Source organism: Marinobacterium arenosum (assembly GCF_019795155.1).
In the GTDB taxonomy this organism is placed as follows: domain Bacteria; phylum Pseudomonadota; class Gammaproteobacteria; order Pseudomonadales; family Balneatricaceae; genus Marinobacterium_C; species Marinobacterium_C arenosum.
Window position 1 is genome coordinate 70,971 of sequence record NZ_JAILYN010000002.1, and the last position, 23,311, is coordinate 94,281.

At 58.6% G+C, this 23,311-nt stretch carries 18 protein-coding genes; 3 read left to right on the forward strand and 15 right to left on the reverse strand.

The genetic code is table 11. From position 1 onward, the window contains the following. Positions 1-23: 23 nt before the first annotated feature. The 3 genes from prpD to K6T12_RS01310 all read right to left on the reverse strand — a co-directional run bounded on the left by prpD (position 24) and on the right by K6T12_RS01310 (position 3,658). Positions 24-1,508 carry a 2-methylcitrate dehydratase gene (gene prpD / locus K6T12_RS01300; RefSeq protein ID WP_222218674.1) on the reverse strand — a complete coding sequence of 495 codons (1,485 nt, stop codon included), beginning with the start codon at positions 1,506-1,508 and terminating at the stop codon, positions 24-26. Positions 1,509-1,621: 113 nt separating this feature from the next. Next, positions 1,622-2,311, reverse strand: a complete 690-nt coding sequence (locus K6T12_RS01305) for a DUF899 family protein (protein WP_222218676.1) — start codon at positions 2,309-2,311, stop codon at positions 1,622-1,624. Between the two features lie 18 nt (positions 2,312-2,329). Next, positions 2,330-3,658 carry a tetratricopeptide repeat protein gene (locus tag K6T12_RS01310; protein ID WP_222218678.1) on the reverse strand — a complete coding sequence of 443 codons (1,329 nt, stop codon included), beginning with the start codon at positions 3,656-3,658 and terminating at the stop codon, positions 2,330-2,332. Between the two features lie 361 nt (positions 3,659-4,019). Here K6T12_RS01310 and K6T12_RS01315 point away from each other — a divergent pair, with 361 nt between their 5' ends. Further along, positions 4,020-5,708: a GGDEF domain-containing protein gene (locus K6T12_RS01315; RefSeq protein WP_222218680.1), complete on the forward strand. Its 1,689-nt coding sequence runs from the start codon at positions 4,020-4,022 to the stop codon at positions 5,706-5,708. A 111-nt stretch (positions 5,709-5,819) separates the two neighbouring features. Here the strand turns inward: K6T12_RS01315 and K6T12_RS01320 are convergent, their stop codons facing one another. The 9 genes from K6T12_RS01320 to K6T12_RS01360 form a co-directional block, all read right to left on the reverse strand. After that, positions 5,820-6,317 (reverse strand): DUF2867 domain-containing protein, encoded by a 498-nt coding sequence (locus K6T12_RS01320; RefSeq protein ID WP_222218682.1) that lies wholly within the window; start codon positions 6,315-6,317, stop codon positions 5,820-5,822. 95 nt (positions 6,318-6,412) lie between these two features. Continuing rightward, complete coding sequence (locus K6T12_RS01325; RefSeq protein WP_222218684.1) at positions 6,413-6,835, reverse strand: DUF1801 domain-containing protein; 423 nt, start codon at positions 6,833-6,835, stop codon at positions 6,413-6,415. Positions 6,836-6,996: 161 nt separating this feature from the next. Further along, positions 6,997-7,443, reverse strand: coding sequence for a methyltransferase family protein (locus tag K6T12_RS01330; protein WP_222218687.1), 447 nt, complete (start codon positions 7,441-7,443; stop codon positions 6,997-6,999). Between the two features lie 683 nt (positions 7,444-8,126). Further along, positions 8,127-9,305, reverse strand: coding sequence for a 2-methylaconitate cis-trans isomerase PrpF (prpF, locus tag K6T12_RS01335; protein WP_222218689.1), 1,179 nt, complete (start codon positions 9,303-9,305; stop codon positions 8,127-8,129). Between the two features lie 258 nt (positions 9,306-9,563). Next, positions 9,564-12,182 carry a Fe/S-dependent 2-methylisocitrate dehydratase AcnD gene (gene acnD, locus K6T12_RS01340; RefSeq protein ID WP_222218691.1) on the reverse strand — a complete coding sequence of 873 codons (2,619 nt, stop codon included), beginning with the start codon at positions 12,180-12,182 and terminating at the stop codon, positions 9,564-9,566. Between the two features lie 108 nt (positions 12,183-12,290). Then, a complete protein-coding gene (gene prpC, locus K6T12_RS01345; protein ID WP_222218693.1) occupies positions 12,291-13,418 on the reverse strand; it encodes a bifunctional 2-methylcitrate synthase/citrate synthase in 1,128 nt (375 codons plus the stop codon). A 119-nt stretch (positions 13,419-13,537) separates the two neighbouring features. Further along, entirely contained in the window at positions 13,538-14,431 is an 894-nt protein-coding gene (gene prpB, locus K6T12_RS01350) for a methylisocitrate lyase (protein ID WP_222218695.1), read from the reverse strand. A gap of 12 nt (positions 14,432-14,443) precedes the next feature. After that, positions 14,444-15,124 carry a GntR family transcriptional regulator gene (locus K6T12_RS01355; protein ID WP_255611468.1) on the reverse strand — a complete coding sequence of 227 codons (681 nt, stop codon included), beginning with the start codon at positions 15,122-15,124 and terminating at the stop codon, positions 14,444-14,446. A 160-nt stretch (positions 15,125-15,284) separates the two neighbouring features. Further along, positions 15,285-16,157 carry an alpha/beta fold hydrolase gene (locus K6T12_RS01360; RefSeq protein ID WP_222218699.1) on the reverse strand — a complete coding sequence of 291 codons (873 nt, stop codon included), beginning with the start codon at positions 16,155-16,157 and terminating at the stop codon, positions 15,285-15,287. Positions 16,158-16,392: 235 nt separating this feature from the next. On the opposite strand from K6T12_RS01360, the gene pabB reads away from it, so the two are divergent. After that, positions 16,393-17,727, forward strand: a complete 1,335-nt coding sequence (gene pabB, locus K6T12_RS01365) for an aminodeoxychorismate synthase component I (protein ID WP_222218701.1) — start codon at positions 16,393-16,395, stop codon at positions 17,725-17,727. 259 nt (positions 17,728-17,986) lie between these two features. Here pabB and K6T12_RS01370 read toward each other — a convergent pair whose 3' ends face one another. Together K6T12_RS01370 and K6T12_RS01375 are read right to left on the reverse strand one after the other, a co-directional pair. After that, entirely contained in the window at positions 17,987-18,997 is a 1,011-nt protein-coding gene (locus K6T12_RS01370) for a cysteine synthase A (RefSeq protein WP_222218703.1), read from the reverse strand. Between the two features lie 55 nt (positions 18,998-19,052). Continuing rightward, positions 19,053-19,295, reverse strand: a complete 243-nt coding sequence (locus tag K6T12_RS01375; RefSeq protein WP_222218705.1) for a DUF6868 family protein — start codon at positions 19,293-19,295, stop codon at positions 19,053-19,055. Between the two features lie 339 nt (positions 19,296-19,634). On the opposite strand from K6T12_RS01375, the gene K6T12_RS01380 reads away from it, so the two are divergent. After that, positions 19,635-20,972, forward strand: a complete 1,338-nt coding sequence (locus K6T12_RS01380; protein ID WP_222218707.1) for a Na+/H+ antiporter NhaC family protein — start codon at positions 19,635-19,637, stop codon at positions 20,970-20,972. A gap of 296 nt (positions 20,973-21,268) precedes the next feature. Here the strand turns inward: K6T12_RS01380 and K6T12_RS01385 are convergent, their stop codons facing one another. After that, positions 21,269-23,257: a copper amine oxidase gene (locus K6T12_RS01385; protein ID WP_222218709.1), complete on the reverse strand. Its 1,989-nt coding sequence runs from the start codon at positions 23,255-23,257 to the stop codon at positions 21,269-21,271. Positions 23,258-23,311: the final 54 nt, after the last annotated feature.

Genomic DNA, 23,311 nt, shown 5'->3' on the forward strand with positions numbered 1-23,311 from the left:
CGACGCGGTCCAACGGGTTACTGCTAGATCACGAACAGCTCCATAAACTCGTTTACCGGGGTGGCTTCCAGTTTCGGCTGGTCCTTGCACAGCGCGAAGATCTGCCGACACCTGCCCGCCGGAAAGCGGGTCGCCAGGTTGGCCTGGAACTTCTGTTCCAGCAGCGGAATCCCCTCGGCGCGGCGGCGCCGGTGGCCGATCGGGTACTCCACCACCACCTCGTCGGTGGCGCTACCATCCTTGAAGAACACCTGGATGGCGTTGGCGATGGAGCGTTTATCCGGTTCCAGGTACTCGCGGCTGAAGTCCTGGTCATCGACCACCTCCATCTTGTCACGCAGCTGGTCGATGATCGGATGGGCATCGTGGAATTCGTCTTCGTAGTGCTCGGCGATCAAGGTGCCGAATGCCAGCGGCACGGCGGTCATGTACTGCAGGCAGTGGTCCCGGTCGGCCGGGTTGTTCAGCTCGCCCACCTTGGAGATGATGCGGATCGCCGACTCGTGGGTACGGATGACGATCCTGTCGATCTGCTCGAGTCGGTCTTTAACCTGCGGGTGCAGTTTCACCGCCGCCTCGGCGGCGGTCTGGGCGTGGAACTCGGCCGGGAAGGAGATCTTGAACAGGATATTCTCCATCACGTAGCTGCCATACCGCTGCGAAATGCTGAACTGGCGTTTTTGCGGCGGCTTCAGCTGCTGGTCGGCGTTGGTCTTGCTGAACGACACGTCGTAAAAGCCCCACTGCTTGGCAGTCAGTACACTGGGGATGCCCATCTCGCCGCGTATCGAGATATCCGCCAGCCGTACCGCACGGGAGGTGGCATCCCCCGCAGCCCAGGATTTGCGCGAACCGGCATTGGGCGCATGGCGGTAGGTGCGCAGTGCGGAGCCGTCGACCCAGGCCTGTGACAGCGCCGCCATGATGGCCTCCCGGTCACCACCCATCAGCCGGGTGACCACCGCAGTGGACGCGACCCGCACCAGCAGCACATGGTCGAGACCAACCCGGTTGAACGAGTTTTCCAGCGCCAGTACGCCTTGAATCTCATGCGCCATGATCATCGCTTCCAGCACCTGACGCATCCGTAGCGGCGGCTTACCCTGTGAGACGCGGACTTGCGACAGATGATCGGCCACCGCCAGGATGCCGCCCAGGTTATCGGACGGGTGGCCCCACTCGGCCGCCAGCCAGGTATCGTTGTAATCCAACCAGCGGATGATGCAGCCGATGTCCCAGGCCGCCTTGACCGGATCGAGCCGGAACCGGGTGCCCGGCACCCGGGCACCGTTCGGCACCACCGTGCCCTCCACCAGCGGCCCAAGATGCTTGGTGCAGTCGGGAAAGCGTAGCGCCAGCAGGCCGCAGCCGAGGGTATCGATCAGGCAGTTACGGGCGGTATCCAGCGCCTCGGCGCTATCAATTTTGTAGTTCAGAACGTAGTCGGCGATCTGCTGGATGACCGGGTCGTAGTCGGGGCGATCGCTTAGATCAAAAGTGGCGGACATCTTCTTGCCTCCAACATGGGTCGGCTACAAGAAATATAGCTCCACCAAGCCCTTCACACTCATCGAGACCTGTTTGTGGCCCCATGCCGACAGTTGGTTGGTGAAATCCATGGCTACTCCTTGCTCAGATAGTTCTGTTCCAGGAATTCCGACCTGAACGTTTGCGGCGGCGTCGGGATGTCGGGTCTTCCCGCAGGCGTAAAGTCCATAAGATTCCAGTACGGCCAAACGGTATCGAGGTGATTCATCGACATTTCAGTGCCCCAGAAATGAAAGATTTTGCCGTCCCGCTTTCTGAATACGTGCATAACCGGCCACTGCATATCATCCGTATCGCCCTGACATCGGTAATCGGCCTGATAGCTAGAGCCTGCCCCGGACACCAACGTAATCTGCGACCAGCCTCGCTGCCTGGCCCAGGCGTTGATGCGCTCGGCCGGAGCTTTGGCGATCGCGACGAACGAGGCGTGTCGCGTCACCTGATACCAGGTTCGATCAAACCCATCGACCAGCGACGTACAGGAGGGACAGGGCTTGTCCCAACCCGGACCGAACATGAATGAGTAAAGCAGCAGCGTGTCTTTATCTTCAAACAGCTCGGAGAATTTAACGCTCTGCCCTACTTTGCCATCGTTGGCCCACTGAAATAGGTAGTCCTCTTTCAACTGCCCGCCGAGAGGAAGGTTGCGACGTTTTTCCGCCACTGCGCGGACTTTCTCTACCAGTTCTTGTTCCTCCTTGAGCAAGGAATCCCGCGCCTCGCGATATTCCCGACTTTCGTTTGGATAGCGTATTTCGCTCATCTGCTGATCCCCCGTAGACTAAGCACCGTCGACACCGTTTCTGGCCCGGGACAGGAAATTGCGGTTGACCCAGCTGTGCGGCTTCAACGCCAGCCGTTCGTTGGCCAGCGCTTCTGCCAGGTCGGTTAAACCACCGCGCAATGCCGCTTCGGTCAGCGTCCAGTCGATCACGTCCCGTTGGGCGTGGCTGCCGCCAAAACTGTTAACGATAAATCGGGCGCCGTGCAGACGTTCGGCGGCTTCTTGATAGTCGCCACACCAAAAGGCGGAAAATCCCTCCACCAGTGGCAGGCCGATCTCCCATGCCCAACGCACTACCTCCGGCGCCTGGTTGGACGGCGCCTGATAGGCGGTCCGAATCCGTTCCACATCCCGGTCCCGGCCGGCCCCCAGATAGGCCATCACCGCATGCCAGTCATTGAACGGATAGAGCTTGCCGTCGGCATGGCGGTCCCAGGTGTCGGCCAGCTCCTGCCAGCGGTCGGACAGATCCCGACCGGATAGCGCCAGACGCCACAGCAACGCGGAGGCATCGACCATGTCGAGTGCCACCACGCTGCGCTCTTCGCGGACCGGCCCGTCATACAGCGCCAGCGCCCGGTCGATCTGACCCAGATCCAGGTGGTAGAGCGCCAGGTGCCACCAATTGTGCACTTTGAAAAAGTTGTCCTCGCCCGACCAGTAAGGCTCTCGGCTGTTCATCCAGCCGATACCGTCTTCCGCCCGGCCCTGCATCTCCATCACGTGAGCGACCGCATGGTGGCCCCAGCAATCAAGCGGCTGCATCTCCACGGCCTGGCGCCCCCGCTCCTCGGCGCGGGCGTAATTACCGGTTTCCTCCAGCCCGAAGGCGTACATGCCAAGCAGAATCGAGTAGCCCGGTATTTCAGCAGACCATGCCGGCAGTACACGGGCAATACGATCGCGCAGATCACGTGCGTTCGCGCGATAAAAGTCCATCAGGTGGCCGCACTGCAAGCCGATCAGATCCAGCGGATAGCTGATGTTATGACGATCCAATGCCACGGCTGCTTTGTTCCAATTTCCCCGCAGCATCAGGTCGAGTGCTACAAGATGGGAGGCTTCACGCTCATTGAGTGTCAGCGCTTTCGCCGTATCGACAAATGAGCGAGCCGCCAGGGTTGCATCAGGCTCTGTGGCCACCGCGTAGAGGTACGCTTTCAGGATATGGGCCATGACAAAGTCTGGCGCCTGTTCGATCGCACGGTCCAGCAGTGCGACCGGATCACCACGGTACAGATTGAAGGCTGTGACGGCCTGCTCATACAGCTCGACCGCCGCCGGCGTAGCGCCCGACAGTTGGTTGCCCTGTTGATCGGATACCATAGCCGAACCCTCTCGTCGTGAGATTACTCAACCAAGCGACGGCAGAACATCGAACGGCGGGCCGCATCGCTTAACGATTAGTTTAGGTTGATCAGGGACAAGCGGTGGCTACCTGTGCCTTATGATGCGCAGGGAATATTGGCGATATCGCCATGCTGGCGCTGGCAACTGATGACTATCTCTATAGACCCGGCTTGGAAACCGAATACAGCATTCACTCCCCCATCGAGCGCCGATCCGCCTTACGCCAAGCGCCAGAGGTTTGCCGATAAACAAGTGCGGTGTAAGATTCAGGGCGCGACCTCTAAATGCGGCAAGCGATAACGAACAATATTAAAAGTATGTTCATAAGGATTCCGGGATGGTTGTTTCACCGCGTTTAGGCTGGCTGCTTTTCGGTTTCTGGCTACTCGGCTTTGCATCCCTGCTTCATGCCGAGCCGACCGTCACCCTAGGGAACGAAGATCAGCATGTCGTCGCCGATAAGGCTCTCTGGCACCCTCTCGCCGGTCCGGCGGATGACTTTTCCTACGCCTCGCTGTCGCAGCTCTTCGCACAATCCGGTCCGGCGGTGGGCACGCTGCTGGGCAATCGCGGGCCGGTGATGGCCCGGCTCAGACTGGAAAACGACAGCCTGCCACAGGTCCGCTGGTATCTGGTATTCAACGCCAACTTTATCGATAAAGGGGTGGCCTACTGGCAGCCCGATGATGGCTCGCCGGTGCGCCTGGCGGAGTTCTCCCAACTGGCCGATCAGGTGACGCCCCACCTGCTCCACTATCAGGCAATCAACCTGCCCCTTCAGGCCTCAACGCAGGGTACCCTGTTGCTGTATGTCGAGGCGAAGCAATACGCCTACCCGTTCTCACTTAAACTGCTGAATGAGACCGCGTTCAACCGCTACCAATTTGAGATCAATAGCAGCAGTCTGATCGCTATTGCGGTGATGCTGACACTGGCGGCGATCGCCCTGATGCTGTATCTGCGCACCCACTACCCGGTCACCCTGGCCTGTGCCGGTTATATCGGCCTGCATGGCATCGGCTGGGCAGCGGCGGCAGGCCTGTTCAATGACAGCCTGCGCCTGACAGGTTTCAATGCCGCCTACGGCGGCATGCTGATGTTCCCGTTTGCCATCGCCTGCGCCAGCCAGTTTACCCGGTTACTGTTTGGCTGCCCGCGGAAATACCGGCGCCTGTCCCGCTTCCTGAATGGGCTCGCCGCCTGCTGCCTGCTGCTGGGGTGCCTGTTGCCGTGGCTACCATTCTGGCAGGCCTTCCTGGTCTCCCACCTGATCGCCACCGTCTGGATTGTGACCACCCTGTCGATCGGTTTCTCTATGCTGCGGCGAGAAGGCTTCATTGCCCGCTATTACTTGATCGGCAATATTATCTATGCAGGCTCGCTGGTGTTCTACATGCTCAGCCATGCCTATACGGGCACCATCACCGTATCACCGGAACTCGTCGTACTGGCAGCCCTGGCTGTCGACTGTCTTTGCATCCTCCTATCACTGGCAGAGTGGCTCAGCCTCCAGAAACGGGAATACCATCGCAGCTACTACCATGCCCGCATCGACCCGCTGACTCAGGTCGGTAACCGGTATGCCTATAACGAGCGACAGCATCAGCTGAAACAGCATAGCCTGCTGGTCTTCCTCGATCTTGATGGCATGAAGATGGTTAACGACAGGCACGGACATGATCAGGGCGACATGATGCTGCAGACGGTAGCCCGGCTGATGCAGGAGACGCTCGATGATCAAGGCGAAATCTTTCGGACCGGGGGCGATGAATTTATCTGGCTGATCGATGCGGACCAGCCATCACAGATCAAGTACTTTACCGCCACTGTCGCCGACCGCATTGCCAACATCGAGCAGCAACTGAAGCAAACAGGCTGGCCGGAAATCGGCATCAGCTTCGGCCTTGCCAGCAGCGACGAAACCGACTCGATCTCCCATTGCATGGCGTTGGCCGACCAGCGCATGTACGAAAACAAGCAAAGCAAAACCCACTTAAAGCAGGCGGTATTGCTGCCCACAAGCTAAATGAGGTGTGGCGGTATTTACTTAACACCTTATATCAAGCGGCCAAATCAGATGCGCAGAAGTTGTTACCTATAATCGGACCTGACACTTTCTCGCCCATCGAAATTCTTTTTATGCCTTGGGTAATTTTTTCAGCGTCGTCGGCACAATAATTTTATGAACGGGTGCGACGAAAAACATATATACCTTACCTAACATATTTTTCACATGCACCACGGTACTCGCATGAACAGTTGCGATATCCCCTTCCGGTTCGATATAAAATGATACTCTCACATCCAAGTGTTTGTCTTTATCTTCAAGGATTACCTCTTGGTTCGAGTTGGCATAAACCGTGAAAATACCCACTCGGTCGCCAACCTTGTAGTCGCAACTCGGCTTATTGAAGTCTATATCTGACATGTGCCCCAAGTTCTTCAAACCCAGTTTGGAGACAATCTTGTTGCGCATGGACATGAGCCAGTTGACCCACCCGGGTGTTTCTCTAACGATCACGAAATACACATCAAGTGCAGACTGGTTGTCATAACGAATCTTCGTTGAATGACTGTCATAAAAATAAGCTCCTTTCATAAGAGTCCATACTTCAGAGCTACCCGGGATACTCATTACCTATTCCTTTTCAAGGCATAACACTGACCGTATTGATTCCGAGTAACGGCGTCCGGTCAAGTGTAATTGTGTCTGACACCTTTTCAGTCAAGTTACTTTGACTTTGCTTTACCAGCGCTGTTGAGGGCAACCGCAGCCCGAATCAGCGCTTTGAACGCCGCCGCATCGACCTCCTCCCCCTCAACAATATCGATCGCCCGCCGTACCTTGCATTCCAGACCGGCGTTGAAGAGCTTGGTAGGATCGGGCAGAGAAGCGCCCTTGACGAATGTCAGCTTGATTTTCGACTTGTAGGATTCGCCGGTGCAGATGATGCCGGCATGAGACCAGACCGACACACCCGACGGATTACTGGGCTTAAACCACTTGCATTCCTCGATGACCTCCGGCTCCGCCTCTTTGATCAGCGCGCGCAGTCGGCTCAACATCTCACCGCGCCAGTCGCCAAGATCAGCGATCTTCTGGTCGATCTGCTCGGATGCTGATCGGTCTTCTGAAATATCCGAATGGCTCATTTTGACCTCCTCTGTCAGTGGGTTTGGTAAATAGGTTTAACTTTGCGTTAAGGGGCGCAGGCACGCAAGAAAAAAGTATCTTCATTGCACCTTAAACACCAAGTCCAACACAATGAAAAATACCACACGTGCCACCTCTCTGAAACGTTCTGTTATTATATTTAAATCCACCGTCGCACTTTACGGCAGTATTTTTCATAATCTTGACCAAATTTTCTGCGCATCATTTGCTCTTCGAACGCTATATACCATCTGTCAGTTAAGAAAACAAATACGACTGTAAGTAAAAAGGATGAAATCGCTGCCCCCATAAGCACAGAAAAACCTAGCATTGCGATAGCAAAGCCAAGATACATGGGATTTCGGGTGTATTTGTATACCCCTTCAGTTACCAGCACGGTTGGTTCATCGAACGTCATGATATTAGCGTTTAACTTCTTAAATAGTCGTTTACCAGCTGTGGCCAGTAAAAGTCCAACACCAATAACAGGCAATCCCACTAGGTTGTATGGGTAATGAATTTGATGGGGTGAGCCAACTCCCCAGCATATTAATCCCATACCAATCACAAAAATCAAAAATAGAATAGGCGGTAATAGTTTTTTCATGTCGACACTCCTCTAAAACGGTACTCGATCATATACAAACCGTATTACCGCCACCTTAACCTATGTTAAGCCCATCTCTCGGTGAATTCGCGACAGAGTAACGTCGGCAACACCTATATACATAGCCACATGACGAAGCGGTATATTCTGACTTTCTCCACCGAATTCTTTAGACGGATTCTGAGAGGTAAACGGTTGCGGTAGGCTTGGTAATATTGTCATCGACTGTTCCCTGTCGATTGCGGGCACCTACTGCTTCTTGGGGCGCAAAGTGGGCTTACATTTTGTACCGGCACTTAATTGTTGGCAAGTGCTGGAGCGGCTGTATTGTCGGGCCGGGAAACCGGTGGTCTCGGGTTACGCGAAGGCTCTGTTCCTACGCAAGCACGCCAGCGGAGCTGTTTCCCAAAGCACCCTGCAGCCAGATGAAAATCGCCGCGGGGCGCGCCTCCCACCCACTCATTCCACTCAGCTCCTCCCACCGGCTTATTCCTATTGTGAACACTGACGAGGGGTGACGAGCCGGAAAATAAAAAAAGAAAATAAACAAAAGAAATTAAAAAATAAAAATAAAAAAAGCCCCACCGAGGTAGGGCTGAAAGAAGCACCGGAGGGGTGGCCCTGATAGGGAAGCCAACCCTCCATATGGTTACTTCAAACCAGGGGTTTCAATATTGAGGACCTTAGAAGCTGTCGCCCGGGATGCGTACCCAGCCTTCCATCAGTACGCGGGCGCTGCGGCTCATAACCGCTTTCTTGGCAGTCCATTCGCCACCGACCTCTTCCGCTGCTGCGCCTACGCGCAGGGTTCCGGATGGGTGGCCGAAGGTGACCGCTTCACGCTCGCCGCCGCCGGCAGCCTGGTTCACCAGGGTGCCGGGCACTGCAGCTGCGGTAGCGATGGCGACGGACGCTGTCCCCATCATCGCGTGGTGCAGTTTGCCCATCGACAACGCACGTACACAGACGTCGATATCGCCGGCAGCGATCTGCTTGCCGCTGGAGGCCTCGTAGTCGGTTGCCGGCGCCACAAATGCGATCTTCGGCGTGTGCTGGCGCGCGGCCGCTTCGGAGATATCCTTGATCAGCCCCATCTTCACGGCGCCGTAGGCACGCATGGTTTCGAAACGCTCCAGCGCCTCAGCATCGGAGTTGATATCTTTCTGCAGCTCGGTGCCTTTGTAACCGATATCTTCAGCATTGAGGAAGATGGTCGGGATACCGGCGTTGATCATGGTGGCCTTGAAGGTGCCGATGCCCGGCACTTCCAGGTCGTCGACCAGGTTGCCGGTCGGGAACATGGAGCCTTCGCCATCGGCCGGGTCCATAAACTCGATCACCACTTCGGCGGCCGGGAAGGTCACGCCATCCAGCTCGAAGTCGCCGGTCTCCTGTACTTCACCGTTGGTGATCGGTACATAGGCAATAATGGTTTTCTGGATGTTCTTCTGCCAGATACGCACGGTGCAGATGCCGTTTTGCGGGATACGCTCCGGGTCCACCAGACCGCCGCTGATGGCAAACGCGCCAACTGCCGCAGTCAGGTTACCGCAGTTGCCGGACCAGTCGACAAACGCCTTGTTGATCGCTACCTGACCGAACAGGTAGTCCACATCGTGATCCGGCTGGCTACTTTTATCCAGAATAACCGTTTTGGAGGTACTGGAGGTGGCACCGCCCATACCGTCGATCTGCTGACCGTAAGGATCGGGGCTGCCGATCACCCGCAGCAGAATCTTATCGCGAGCCTCCCCCGGCACCTGCGCCGCTTCGGGCAGGTCCTGACGACGGAAAAATACACCTTTGCTGGTGCCACCACGGATGTAGGTAGCCGGAATCTTAATCTGAGGTACGTGAGCCATAAGATTGTTGTCCTGTATTACTAAGCGCCCCTCGCCGGCAGGCCCTGCTTGGCCGGACCCGGTCGCGAGCGATGGCGCGGTTCGGAAAACCCTTAATAACGCTTACTGACGCCTCGACGACGCCGCAGCAAGTGTGAGTAAGAGATCTCGCGGTAAAAATCGGTAGCGCGCAACCTGCCCGTGAGGGCTCGATACCGATCCGCCGGGTTATCCCGGCGGATCGGCGCGGAACAGGCAGCGCCTACCGGTCAGTTCTGCTTAGGCGTTAGCCAGGAAGTCTTTGGCGAAGCGCTGCAGCACACCGCCCGCTTTGTAGACTTTCACTTCAGCAGCCGTATCCAGACGACAGGTTACTGGCACTTCTACCTTCTCGCCGTTGGCACGGTTGATGATCAGCGTCAGGTCGCAACGCGGAGAGATCTCACCCTCGATATCGAATGTCTCTGTACCGTCGATGCCGTAAGTATGACGGGTATCACCAGCTTTGAACTCAACCGGCAGTACACCCATACCTACCAGGTTGGTGCGGTGGATACGTTCGAAACCTTCAGCAACGATGGTCTCAACACCCGCCAGACGCACACCTTTCGCCGCCCAGTCACGGGAAGAACCCTGACCGTAGTCAGCACCTGCCACGATGATCAGGTTCTGCTTACGCTCCATGTAGGTTTCGATCGCTTCCCACATACGGCTTTCGGTGCCTTCCGGCTCGATACGTGCCAGGGAACCCTGCTTAACTTCGCCATTCTCATCGCGAACCATTTCGTTCAGCAGTTTAGGGTTGGCGAAGGTCGCACGCTGAGCTGTAAGGTGGTCACCGCGGTGAGTTGCGTAAGAGTTGAAGTCCTCTTCCGGCAGCCCCATCTTGGCGCAGTATTCACCCGCAGCACTGGACGCCTGGATGGCGTTGGACGGAGACAGGTGGTCAGTGGTGATGTTGTCACCCAGCACCGCCAGTGGACGCATACCTTTCATGGTACGCTCGCCCGCCAGCGCGCCTTCCCAGTATGGCGGACGACGGATGTAGGTAGACATCGGACGCCAGTCGTACAGCGGGCTCTCGGCGCGCTCTACGTCACCCAGATCGAACATCGGAATGTAGATCTGCTTAAACTGTTCCGGCTTAACAGCCTTCTCTACGATCGCATCGATCTCTTCATCCGATGGCCACAGATCTTTCAGGGTGATCTCTTTGCCGTCGACCACCGCCAGTACATCGTTTTCGATGTCGAAACGCACGGTACCGGCGATCGCGTAGGCCACCACCAGCGGCGGAGACGCCAGGAACGCCTGCTTGGCGTGCGGGTGGATCCGGCCGTCGAAGTTACGGTTGCCGGACAGTACCGCCGTGGCGTACAGGTCGCGGTCGATGATCTCCTGCTGGATTTTCGGATCCAGCGCACCGGACATGCCGTTACAGGTGGTGCAGGCGTAGGCAACGATACCGAAGCCCAGTTTTTCCAGTTCAGGCAGCAGGCCCGCCTCTTCCAGGTACAACTTGGCGACCTTGGAACCCGGTGCGAAGGAGGTCTTCACCCAGGGCTTGCGGACCAGGCCCAGTTCGTTGGCTTTCTTGGCCAGCAGGCCGGCGGCAACCACGTTGCGCGGGTTGGAGGTGTTGGTACAAGAGGTGATCGCGGCGATGATTACCGCGCCATCTGGCATCAGGCCTTCAGCTTCTTCAGCTTTAGCCGCCGCCAGCATCTCGTCGCTAGCAATACCACGCTCGTTCAGCGCAGTTGTAGGCAGGCGACGGTGCGGGTTAGAAGGACCCGCCATGTTGCGTACAACGGTCGACAGATCGAACTCCAGTACACGTTCGTACTCGGCGCCTTCCAGTGCGTCCGCCCACAGGCCAGTCTCTTTGGCGTACTGTTCAACCAGTGCAACCTGCTCAGGTTCACGACCGGTCAGCTTCAGGTAATCGATGGTCTGTTCATCGATGTAGAACATACCTGCAGACGCACCGTACTCAGGTGTCATGTTGGACAGGGTCGCACGGTCACCGATAGACAGGGTCGCAGCACCTGGGCCGAAGAACTCCAGATACGCGGAAACCACTTTCTCGTTACGCAGGAATTCAGTCATTGCCAGCGCGATATCGGTCGCAGTGATGCCCGGCTTACGCTCGCCAACAATCTTAACGCCCACGATGTCCGGCAGGCGCATCATAGAGGGCAGACCCAGCATTACCGTTTCAGCTTCCAGACCACCGACACCAATCGCGATTACACCCAGTGCATCAACGTGCGGTGTGTGGGAGTCGGTACCGACACAGGTATCCGGGAATGCAACACGCTTTCCATTTTCATCCGGGCGCGCCTGGATTACCGGAGACATTTTCTCCAGGTTGATCTGGTGCATGATGCCGTTACCCGCCGGGATAACATCTACGTTATCAAACGCCGTTTTACACCACTCGATAAAGTGGAAGCGGTCTTCGTTACGACGGTCTTCGATGGCGCGGTTCTTCTCGAACGCGTCCGGATCGAAGCCCGGTGCTTCCACCGCCAGAGAGTGGTCGACGATCAACTGGGTCGGCACCACCGGGTTGACCTTGGACGGGTCGCCGCCCTGCTCCGCGATCGCATCACGCAGACCGGCCAGGTCGACCAGCGCGGTCTGGCCGAGGATGTCATGGCAGACCACGCGTGCCGGGTACCAGGGGAAATCCAGGTCGCGCTTGCGCTCGATCAGCTGTTTCAGCGAATCGGTCAGTGCTTCGGGCTCACAGCGACGCACCAGTTGTTCCGCCAGTACGCGGGAGGTATAGGGAAGTTTGTCGTAAGCACCCGGCTGAATGGCTTCGACCGCCGCGCGGGTGTCGAAGTAATCCAGCCCAGTGCCGGAAAGGGCTTTACGGTATTCAGTATTCATGGCGTCGGGAGTCCATCGAGTAATTGGTCAAAGAAGCGATAAGGGGCGGCCTGAGCAAAGCCCAGGGCTCGCCCCATCTGTCTTACTTTCTTATGTGTACGCTTAGCCTTACGGGCGATCTTCGATCGCTACCCACTCAGCGCTTTCCGGACCGGTGTAGTCAGCGGACGGACGGATAATGCGGTTGTTGGCGCGCTGCTCCATCACGTGGGCGGTCCAGCCTGCCACTCGGGAGCAGACGAAGATCGGCGTGAACAGCTTGGTCGGGATGCCCATGAAGTTGTAGGCGGAGGCGTGGAAGAAGTCGGCGTTACAGAACAGCTTCTTCTCGCGCCACATCACAGCTTCAACACGCTCGGAAACCGGATACAGCACGGTGTCGCCCACCTGCTCGGAGAGCTTCTTGGACCACTCTTTGATGATCGCGTTACGCGGATCGGACTCGCGGTAGATCGCGTGGCCGAAGCCCATGATCTTGTCCTTGCGGGCCAGCATCCCCATGATCGCGTCTTCCGCCTCATCCGGCGTCTGCCAGTTTTCGATCATCTCCATCGCCGCTTCGTTGGCGCCGCCGTGCAGCGGGCCACGCAGGGAACCGATCGCGCCGGTTACGCAGCTGTGGATGTCGGACAGGGTGGAGGCGCAGACACGCGCGGTGAAGGTGGAAGCGTTGAACTCGTGCTCGGCGTACAGGATCAGCGAGGCGTGCATTACCTTAACGTGCAGCGGGTCCGGCTTCTCGCCGTGCAGGGTCCACAGGAACTGCTCGCCGATGGAGTCGGCGTCGGTTTCCACGTCGATCCGCTTGCCGTTGTGGCTGTAGTTGTACCAGTAGTTGATGATGCCCGGGAACGCCGCCAGCATACGGTCGATATGGTCGTGCTGCTCGGAGAAATCCTGCTCGGTTTCCAGGTTGCCCAGCATCGAGCAGCCGGTCCGCATCACATCCATCGGGTGAGCGTCGGCCGGAATCTGTTCCAGCACCAGTTTCAGAGCGTCCGGCAGGCCGCGCAGGCTCTTCAGCTTGGCTTTGTAAGCATCCAGCTCGGCCTGGTTCGGCAGTTTGCCGTACAGCAGCAGGTAGGCGACCTCTTCGAACTGGGCCTTGTCCGCCAGTTCCTTGATGTCGTAGCCACGGTAGGTCAGACCGGCACCGGTTTTACCTACGGTGCAGAGTGCGGTTTCACCTGCGGATTGGCCACGCAGACCAGCACCGCCCAGTTTCTTATCTACCATAATGTGCTCCTTTACTTGGTTCGCGGCGGGCTCCGCGCGATCGGCACCTGATCGGGGTTCTGATCAGGCGCCCGGCGACGGCCCGCTCCTGTTAGAGTTTCGCTTTCGTTGGCCCGCGGTTACTTGTTCTTACCCTGGGCAAACAGGGCATCCAGCTTCTGTTCGAAATCGTGGTAGTTCAGGAAATCGTACAGTTCCATGCGGGTCTGCATGCTGTCGACAACCGCTTTCTGGTCGCCATCCTTCAGGATATGTTCGAACACGTTCAGTGCCGCCTTGTTGGCCGCACGGAAGGCGGACAGCGGGTACAGCACCATGGTGGCGCCGTTCTCGGCCAGCTCATCCTTGTTGAACAGCGGCGTCGCACCGAATTCGGTGATGTTGGCCAGCAAATGACGGCCGTTGATGCCGTCGGAGAAGGCTTTATAGTCTTCCAGGGTGTGCACCGCTTCGGCGAAGATGCCGTCGGCGCCGGCTTCCAGGCAGGCCTGGGCGCGCTCGACCGCAGCGTTCAGCCCGTCCTGCTGGAAGGCGTCGGTGCGGGCGATAATGAAGAAGTCGTCATCGGTCTTGGCATCGACAGCCGCCTTGACGCGGTCGACCATCTCTTCCAGCGAGACGATCTCTTTGTTCGGACGGTGGCCGCAACGTTTCTGCGCCACCTGGTCTTCGATGTGCACGGCAGCCGCTTCTGCCTTGATCATCTCTTTAACAGTACGGGCGATGTTGAAGGCACCGCCCCAGCCGGTGTCGATATCCACCAGCAGCGGGGTTTCAACGGCGCTGGTGATGCGGCGCACGTCTTCCAGCACGTCGTTCAGCGAGGTCATGCCCAGGTCCGGCAGACCGTAGGAAGCGTTTGCCACACCACCGCCTGACAGGTAGATCGCCTGGTGGCCGACCCGTGTCGCCATCATTGCGTGGTAGGCATTGCAGGTACCTACTACCTGCAGCGGCTTGTTGTCTGCCAGTGCCTTGCGAAAACGTCCACCCGGAGTCAGTTTCTCAGCCATTGTTTCTCCCCTTTATTCAGTAGTCTGTGCGTTCAGCTTGTCTTCGATGTTCTTACGCGCGTTACTGATATGACGGCGCATCAACATCTCGGCCAGCTCCGGATCACGCGCTTCGATCGCATCGACGATCTGACGGTGCTCTTTCAGGGCCCGTTTCGGGCGCGAGCTGGATACGCTGAACTGATAGCGGTACATGCGTACCAGGTGATAGAGGTCACCGCCGAGCAACTCCAGCAGCTTGCCATTGCGGCTGCCCTGCACGATGCGGTAATGGAAGTCGAGATCACCCTCTTTCTGGAAATAAGCGCGACCGGATTGCTGATCGACACCCGCTTCGTGGGCATCGAGCAGTGCACGCAGATCGTCAATCTCCTCCTGCGGCATATCCGTAGCCGCCTGTCGACACGCCATCCCTTCCAGCGCCTCGCGAACCCGGTAGATCTCGATCAGCTCGCGAGCGCTGAGCTGCACCACCCGGGCACCGACATGAGGCTTGCGCTCGACCAGCCGCCAACCTTCCAGGCGGCGGATCGCCTCACGCAGCGGACCACGGCTGATGCCGTAGTTGCGCGCCAGTTCCGGCTCGCTGATCTTCTGACCCGGTGACAGTTCGCCCTTGACGATCGCCGTGGCGATCTGGTCGCAGACCCGGTCTGCCAGGGTACGGGTTTCAGGATGAAGCGGTTCAAGCATGGATTTCTCTGTCATAACAACCCAAATCTGTAGATTGTCGACAATCTCGACGTAGGGCCACGATACTCCGGCTAAAATGAGCCGTCAACCGAAGCAAACCGAAAAGTTGTCGACATTAAACAAAAGTCTAGCCGTTCTGGACGACTCTGCGACTATTCCGTCAGGTATCCCGCGCAGCCAGGTAACGATCCAGTTCGGCATCCATGATGCGGGCGATCTGGCGTGGTTTCTGGAACGGCAGCGAGTGGTCGGTACCCGGCACCATGAAGTAGTGCCAATTCGGCATCCGCTCCGCCAAAGCCTCGTGGTACTGGTGCATCAGATCGACACTGAGGCCGCCGATAAAGCTGGTCACGTCGCCCTGCGCAGCCACCAACTGCTCACGGTCGATGTTGTTGATCGCGCTGGTCACACAGTCCAATGCGTTGGCAAAACCCAGCGGTCGCCCGGCCAGCCGGCTGACGGTGGTCTGCTCGGCCTGTGTCGACACTTTGCGGTTTGGCGAGATGGTATCGAGGAAGTTGCGCACCCCCTGCTCCGCCGAACCCTGGCGCAGCAGCTGCGCCGCACCGGAGTACTGCTGGCGCAGGATAACGGTGCTCTCCCAGCAGGGCCGGTCGAGGATCGCCGATTCCAGCAGGTACTGCTTGTCGACACGCTCCGGGTGGGCCTGCTTGTAGAGCAGGCTGATCAGGCCGCCCATCGAATAGCCGCCCAGGTCGAAACGCCACCAGCCGAGGTGGTCGACCAGTCGACTGAGATCGAGCATCAACTGCTCGGCGTTATATGGGTGCTCCTGACCATCGGGCGAGCGGGTCTGACCCATGCCGCGCTGATCCGGCACCAGGATTTCGCGCCAGTGGCTGAGGAACGCCGTTATCATTCCCCAGGTGTCCTCGCCGGCCACGCCGGCGCCGTGCAACAGCACCAGCCGACGGCTTCCGGCCACGTTGGGGTTGCGGTAGATACGGTAGTGAAGGTGCTGATCGGGCAGTTCCAGCTGGCGCTGCTCGATCTGACAGGGATGTTGCATAAGCTGAGATGTCTACAATGTCTGACTACGGGAACCGGTTATTATAGGTGTTCAGCGCCTCCCGGGCAGGCATTACGAGTCCGTAATCAACTGAAAATCAGGCAGAACGTCGACAGTCTACAAATTTGACCTGTTTGGCTGCCGCGACTGACGCACAACCGCGGTTGTTAGAGGTTCACTCGATCAGGGTGGCTCGCTACAATGCGCGTTTGTTTTCGGGTCGGTAGTAGGTACATTGATCATTCGACGCTCGCTTCCCTATCTGGCTGACAGCAGCCGCTACTTCGCACGCATCCGGCCACTGGGTTATCCGGTCCTGCTGGACAGCTGTCAGCCGGCCGCGCCGATGGGGCGTTACGATATCCTCAGCGCCGCGCCGGTGGAGCTGATCCGCTATCGCCAGGGCCAAGACAGCGGTTGTCCGTTCGACCGGCTGCAGCAGTTGCTGGACCGTTATGCGGTGGAATGCCAGCCGCAGCCGGAGCTGCCGTTCTGCGGCGGGCTGATCGGCCATTTCGGCTACGACCTGGGCCGCAGCATCGAACACCTGCCGCAGCTGGCGGTAAATGACATGGCCTACCCCGATATGCAGGTCGGCCTTTATCTGTGGGCATTGATCGTCGATCACCAGACAGAGCGTTGCGAACTGGTGATGCAGCCGACCATGGCCGACGCCGACCAGCAGCGGGTATTGGACGCGCTTGAGGGGAATGAACCGGACGACGGCAGCGGATTCCAGTTGACCGCGCCGTTCAGGGCCAATGTCAGCGCCGACCAGTACCGCCAGCGGCTGCAGCGGATCGACGACTATATCCACGCCGGTGACTGCTACCAGGTCAATTTCGCCCAGCGCTTCACTGCCGGGTTCAGCGGTGATCCCTGGCAGGCCTATCTGAAACTGCGTCAACAGGCCCCCACCCCGTTTGCCGCCTACCTGGAATCCCCGGAAGGCGCGGTGCTGTCACTGTCGCCGGAACGCTTCCTCGAGCTGGACGGCCAGAACGTGGTGACCAAGCCGATCAAAGGCACCCGGCCGCGGGCCGCCGATCCGGCGGAAGACCAGGCGCTGGCCGACGAGCTGCTCGGTTCCAGCAAGGACCGGGCGGAAAACCTGATGATCGTCGACCTGCTGCGCAACGACCTCAGCAAGGCGTGCCGCTTCGGCAGCGTCAAGGTCCCCAAACTGTTCGCGCTGGAAAGCTATGCCAACGTGCACCATCTGGTCAGCACCGTGACTGGCGAGCTGGACAAAGACAGCTCCGCGCTGGCGTTGCTGCGCAGCTGCTTCCCGGGCGGCTCGATCACCGGCGCACCGAAATTGCGGGCGATGGAGATCATCGAGGAGCTGGAACCGCACCGGCGCAACATCTACTGCGGCTCGATCGGCTATGTCAGCTTCTGCGGGCGGATGGATACCAGCATCTGCATCCGTACCCTGCTGGCGGAACAGGGCAAGATTCACTGCTGGGCCGGCGGCGGCATCGTGGCGGATTCCGAGATCGATCTGGAGTACCAGGAGACTTTCAATAAGGTCAATAACCTGCTGAAGACGCTGGAAGCGACGCTTTAGTTTTCTTTTTATTTCACAGAATGACATAGGGTCGCGGCTGAACCCCCTCCTCGTGTAGGAGGGGCTTCAGCCGCGACCATTGAGGAAGGCTTCCGGAGCCCATAGTTTGCCGACCGTAGAGTTTGTCGCCCACGAGTGGGCTGCTACAAGGTAGCCGGGATGTTTCGAGTGTAGGGCGCCAGCCGGGGCTCCCTGAAGGATGATTTTCGCGCAGGAGCGGCTCCGGCCGGATAGGTTCAGTCGCGCCCCATCAGCCGTTTTACCCTTCCTTTTCCACCAGCCAATGCGGCACCGGCAGGCTCTTGCTGTTCAGAAACGCCGGATTGAACAGCTTGCTCTGGTAGCGGGTGCCCGGGTCACAGAGTACGGTAACGATGGTATGGCCCGGCCCCAACGCTTTGGCGACCCGCACCGCGCCGGCCACGTTGATGCCGCTGGAGCTGCCCAGACAGAGCCCCTCGTATTCCAGCAGATCGAACAGAATCGGCAGCGCCTCGTCATCCGGTATCTGGAAGGCGCCGTCCAACTGCAGCCCCTGCAGGTTGTCGGTGACCCGGCTCTGGCCGATCCCCTCGGTGATCGAACTGCCCTCGGCGCGCAGTTCGCCATCGGTATAGTAGTGATACAGCGAGGCCCCCATCGGATCGGTTAGGAAGATCTTTACCTCCGGCCGCTTGTGGCGCAACGCCCGTGCCACTCCGGCCAGGGTGCCACCGGTGCCGACCGCACAGCAGAAGGCGTCCACCAAGCCGCCGGTCTGCATCCAGATCTCCGGACCGGTAGTGTCTTCGTGCACCTGCCGGTTGGCAGTGTTGTCGAACTGATTGGCCCAGATCGCATTGCCATCGCCCTGCGCCATCGCCTCCTCCGCCAGCCGCCGGGCCACCTTGGTGTAGTGGTTGTCATCGGCATAGGGCACCGCCGGCACCAGTACCAGATCGGCACCGATAACCCGCAGCATATCGATCTTCTCCTGGCTCTGGGTTTCCGGCATCACGATGGTGGTCTTGTAGCCGCGCGCATTGCCGATCAGCGTCAGGCCAATACCGGTGTTGCCGGCGGTGCCTTCGAAGATCCGCCCGCCACTGCGCAGCTGGCCACGCTGCTCGGCATCCCGCACGATCCCCCAGGCGGTACGGTCCTTCACCGAGCCGCCGGGATTCATAAACTCCGCCTTGCCGAGAATCTCGCAGCCGGTCAACTCCGACACCCGGTGCAAGCGGATCAAAGGGGTATCGCCGATCAATGAAACCAGGGCCGGTTCGGTCATGGCACAGCCTCCCATCGCAACCTATATGGTATGGGGCAGTATGGCAGCCAACCGGCTAACGGGTGAGCTGAATAGCGATAAAGGGCACCAGGTAGAGCATCAGGATCGCCAGCTTGTACAGCGCGATGCCGCTGTAGTGCACCAGGTCGAACTGCTCCATGGTGAGCCTGAACCAACGCCGGTGCAGCCGGTAGAGCCAGTCATGGGCAGTGACGATCAGCAACAGCCACCACAGCAGCAGCCCATAGTTGATTACCGCCCCCCAAAGCAGCAGGTCGCTCAGTTGTTCGGTCGACATGGGCACCCTCCCTTGATTTCAACCGGCGATAAGCTGCAAAAACCGCCCCCCGGTTGCTTACACCTTAGATCAGTCAATCAGAAGGAGCCCGAGGCAACCAAGATGAACCGAATTCATATTTCCGTTAGGAATATAAATACTAGAACAACTATGCAAATTAGATATATAAAATAAAGCAATCGGTATTTAGCCGATGCCTTAGACGTTTGTATAATGCGCGCCTTTCCAAGACCGGCGAGTCACCGCCGGGCTGACCCTTTGGAGGTAACCGACGCCACAAGCGCCTGTTGCCGTTTGCTGTTCTGCCTGATCGGCAGATTGAATTCACGGAAGCTTGTCATGAAAGCCAGTCCACTTGCGTTGTTGCCGCTGCTGCTGTTCCTGGCCCTGTTTATCGGCAGTGGTGTTTACTATCAGACCCAGGGCGTCGAGTTCGCCTTCTACCAGATCTCCGCGCCGGTCGCGATCCTGCCGGCCATCGTACTGGCACTGCTGCTCGGTCGCGGCGCGCTGAACGAGCGGATCGAAACCTTTATCCGCGGCGTCGGTGACAACACCATCATCACCATGGTGATCATCTACCTGCTGGCCGGCGCCTTCGCCAGCGTGGCCAAGGCGGTCGGCGGCGTCGACGCCACCGTTGCGCTGGGCCTCAATGTCATTCCGCCGGCGCTGGTACTGCCGGGCCTGTTCGTGATCACCGCCTTCGTGGCAACCTCGATGGGCACTTCGATGGGCACCATCGCCGCGATTGCGCCGATCGCCGTCGGCCTGTCGGAAGCCACCGATCTGTCGCTGGCGCTGACCGTTGGCACCGTGATCGGCGGCGCGATGTTCGGCGACAACCTGTCGATCATCTCCGACACCACCATCGCCGCAACCCGCACCCAGGGTTGCGAGATGCGCGACAAGTTCCGTATGAACATCAAGATCGCCCTGCCGGCGGCGCTGCTGACCCTGGTCTGGCTGTTCCTGCAGGGCCAGAGCGGCACCATCGCCGAAGCGGGCGAGGTGGAGCTGATCAAGGTACTGCCCTACCTGGCGGTGCTGGTACTGGCGGTCAGCGGCCTGAACGTGATGCTGGTGCTGTTCAGCGGCATCGTGCTGGCCGGCCTGGTCGGCATGAGCCAGCTGCCGGACTACAACATCGCCCAGCTGTCTAAGGATATCTACGCCGGCTATACCGGCATGCAGGAGATCCTGATCCTGTCGATGCTGATCGGCGGCCTGGGCGCACTGATGAAGGCCCAGGGCGGCCTGGAGTTCCTGGCCAAGCTGATCGACACGCTGACCCAGCGCGGCGGCGCCCGCGAACCCTCTCCGCGGGCCGGCGAGCTGAGTATCAGCTCCGCCGTGGCACTGACCAACGCCTGCACCGCCAACAACACCGTGGCGATCATCATCAGCGGTTCGCTGGCCAAGGATATCGCCGGTCGCTACGGCGTCGACCCGCGCCGCAGCGCCAGTCTGATGGATATCTTCTCCTGCGTGGTGCAGGGGCTGCTGCCCTACGGTGCCCAGGTCTTGCTGGCCGGCTCGATCGCCAAGCTGTCACCGCTTGAGCTGGTCGGCTCGGTACACTACTGCTGGCTGTTGGGGCTGGTCGCATTGGCGTCGATCCTGGTCGGCTTTCCGCGTAGCCAGGCCGCCAATGCGGCAGCCCCGGCAAAAGCCTGACCAACTCCGGATTTCACCCATGGTCAGCCGCTATTTGAGCCGCCGCTGAGCGCGACAACGGAGCCAGCCGGTCGATATTCCGAGCTTGCGACCACCGGCAACCTACCACCAAAACTACCACCAAAAACCTCTCAGCCGATGCACCGGCTGAGAGGTTTTTTATGGACCGCGTAAGAGGACAAGGCCTGTGCCTACTGGTCTAGATGCGAAAACCACAAGGGCAGCCAGCGGTGTCGCGTCTACCGAGTCGTCGACTCGTATACCGGCCATTGACTCCGGACGATGCTGACCGACAGTCACTCGGTGGGGTCGTTGCCGGGCAGGTCCAACGCTGGATTGTTCTGGAAGAAATTGAACGGCCTGAGTTCGAAACCATGCCACACCATCGGCATGACCGGCCAATCTTCCACTCGTGGTACATGGTGAAAACCTAGGGTATACCAGAGCACGATATCCCGGCTGTCTATCGGGCGGTTGTGCCGCGTCCAGTGCGCCAGCCCATCATCGCCCCGCCCCTGATTGGGATAGTCACCAGCAGCGTACCGCTGCAGCGGATCATACGGGGTAACCCAGACATGGTAGTTCGTAAAGCTGGCTCGCCGCTGGAGAAAACTGTCCGGCTCCAGCAAGGACAGGGCATTGGCGCCCGGTTTCAACTGATAACTCGTGGGGTATCCCAACGGGCCTGTCGTCGCAGGGTTGACGACCCGCCACAGGGCCGGTTTGCGTATATTGATCCGCAGTTTCGCATCCTGCTCTCTACTCGCCGCTACCTGATCCAAAACCCACAGACTGCTCCGCGGGCCCTGGCCCGACGTCGTTTGCGGCACCAATCGATCAATGACGAAGCTGTTTGTCGGGCCGTCCACATCCAGGTCAAGTCGGAAAGAGAAAAAGTGGTCATGATTGACCGCCACTGTATGCTCGGCCACCCGACGGCCATAGCGGGCCTCCCGTCCGCCCTCATCGTCCTGCGCCCGACGGCTGTTTACGGCTTTAACCTGTAACGTGCCGCTGGACCCGACAGCAACTTTCAAGGTGCCATCCAGACGAAAAATCCAGTCGAACACATAATCGTAGTTACCGAGCGCGGCAATGAATCTCAGTACCAGATCGGTTCGCTTGCGGACCTCCGTACGGCCGCTATGGGATTCATAGTGACGCCAGGCAATATCACCGGCATCACGCTCGAAGAGGCAGGCGGCACGCTGGCTTTCATGGGGTTGCCCCCAGTCATCGACAAAAACCGCTTTCAGGAAAACTGCGTTAGAAGGACAATCCTGCAACGGCTGCAGGGGTACGGCCAGCTTGCCCATGCCGTATTCGCCCGCCTCCAGATTCGTGCGAAAGTACCAAGCCGACGACGGGTCCATGTAGGGCACAAACAGCTCGGACAAGGCCCCCTGATAAAGGATGGAGCGGCTGCGGCCTTGATCCTGATAGCGGACCAGGGAGATGACCGGCCCAACCCGCGGATCGATTCGCCAATGAAATTGCCACTTCTGCCATTCGACAATATGTCCACGAACACTGAAACTCGGCCCCTGTTTCTGCTCCAGCGAGATCGGATGCGGGGCTTTTCTCTGTGGTTTTACGGAAGCACTTGCAAAGTCGACCGCTGCCGAAGGTAGCGTTACCGCGCCCGAATCGACAACCCGCACCACGGCTCCCTTATCCAGATCGACGATTGCAATCAGCCCCTCGATCGGACGCCCCCAATAGTTTGCCACCCCTTCCGACTGGTAGCAGACAACCTTAACTTGCCGCCCCTCCGGCTGGCCGTAATAGCCGACCGTATAGGGAATACAGACAATGCCTTTGACGGATGCAATACCCCTTCGCTGAAGCGCTTCACGCCATTCCCGGTTGGCCAACACCAGGCGATAGGCGAGCCACCACTCTTCAGACAGCAACAACCCCGGCTGCTTCCCTTGAAGCTCCTGGCTGGCCTTCACCCGGCCATTGCGGATATCGATAACGACCTCAAAAGTGCGACTCCCCTGGCGGATAATTGCTTTCGCCAACCGAGTAAACGGATCTCCCTTTCGCCACTGAAGCACCTCAGTCTTGGCTGGCTCCAACAGGGAAAGCTGGTGAAAAAGCGTACCGGCACCAATATGACCCGATTCCTTCAAGATCGCGAAAGCGCGTTCATATTCCACTTTTGAAAGCGGGTCCATCGGATGTTCAGCGGCTTCCGCCAGATATGGCAGCCCCCAGCACATCAGCGAAACAACGGCAGATAACAGAATGTTTAAAAGACGCAGATGAAGGAATGGTTTCATTGGCAAGCTTGAGGCGACACGCGATCCATGATCGTCGGAAACACCAGATCTATA

Bases quoted from the DNA above. Each gene is read 5' to 3' on its own strand.
- prpD (WP_222218674.1), bottom strand. From the start codon at position 1,508: ATGTCCGCCACTTTTGATCTAAGCGATCGCCCCGACTACGACCCGGTC.
- prpB (WP_222218695.1), bottom strand. From the start codon at position 14,431: ATGGCTGAGAAACTGACTCCGGGTGGACGTTTTCGCAAGGCACTGGCA.
- K6T12_RS01385 (WP_222218709.1), bottom strand. From the start codon at position 23,257: ATGAAACCATTCCTTCATCTGCGTCTTTTAAACATTCTGTTATCTGCC.
- K6T12_RS01380 (WP_222218707.1), top strand. From the start codon at position 19,635: ATGAAAGCCAGTCCACTTGCGTTGTTGCCGCTGCTGCTGTTCCTGGCC.
- K6T12_RS01315 (WP_222218680.1), top strand. From the start codon at position 4,020: ATGGTTGTTTCACCGCGTTTAGGCTGGCTGCTTTTCGGTTTCTGGCTA.
- K6T12_RS01375 (WP_222218705.1), bottom strand. From the start codon at position 19,295: ATGTCGACCGAACAACTGAGCGACCTGCTGCTTTGGGGGGCGGTAATC.
- K6T12_RS01325 (WP_222218684.1), bottom strand. From the start codon at position 6,835: ATGAGCCATTCGGATATTTCAGAAGACCGATCAGCATCCGAGCAGATC.
- prpC (WP_222218693.1), bottom strand. From the start codon at position 13,418: ATGGTAGATAAGAAACTGGGCGGTGCTGGTCTGCGTGGCCAATCCGCA.
- acnD (WP_222218691.1), bottom strand. From the start codon at position 12,182: ATGAATACTGAATACCGTAAAGCCCTTTCCGGCACTGGGCTGGATTAC.
- K6T12_RS01330 (WP_222218687.1), bottom strand. From the start codon at position 7,443: ATGAAAAAACTATTACCGCCTATTCTATTTTTGATTTTTGTGATTGGT.
- K6T12_RS01355 (WP_255611468.1), bottom strand. From the start codon at position 15,124: ATGCTTGAACCGCTTCATCCTGAAACCCGTACCCTGGCAGACCGGGTC.
- K6T12_RS01305 (WP_222218676.1), bottom strand. From the start codon at position 2,311: ATGAGCGAAATACGCTATCCAAACGAAAGTCGGGAATATCGCGAGGCG.
- K6T12_RS01320 (WP_222218682.1), bottom strand. From the start codon at position 6,317: ATGAGTATCCCGGGTAGCTCTGAAGTATGGACTCTTATGAAAGGAGCT.
- K6T12_RS01360 (WP_222218699.1), bottom strand. From the start codon at position 16,157: ATGCAACATCCCTGTCAGATCGAGCAGCGCCAGCTGGAACTGCCCGAT.
- K6T12_RS01370 (WP_222218703.1), bottom strand. From the start codon at position 18,997: ATGACCGAACCGGCCCTGGTTTCATTGATCGGCGATACCCCTTTGATC.
- K6T12_RS01310 (WP_222218678.1), bottom strand. From the start codon at position 3,658: ATGGTATCCGATCAACAGGGCAACCAACTGTCGGGCGCTACGCCGGCG.
- prpF (WP_222218689.1), bottom strand. From the start codon at position 9,305: ATGGCTCACGTACCTCAGATTAAGATTCCGGCTACCTACATCCGTGGT.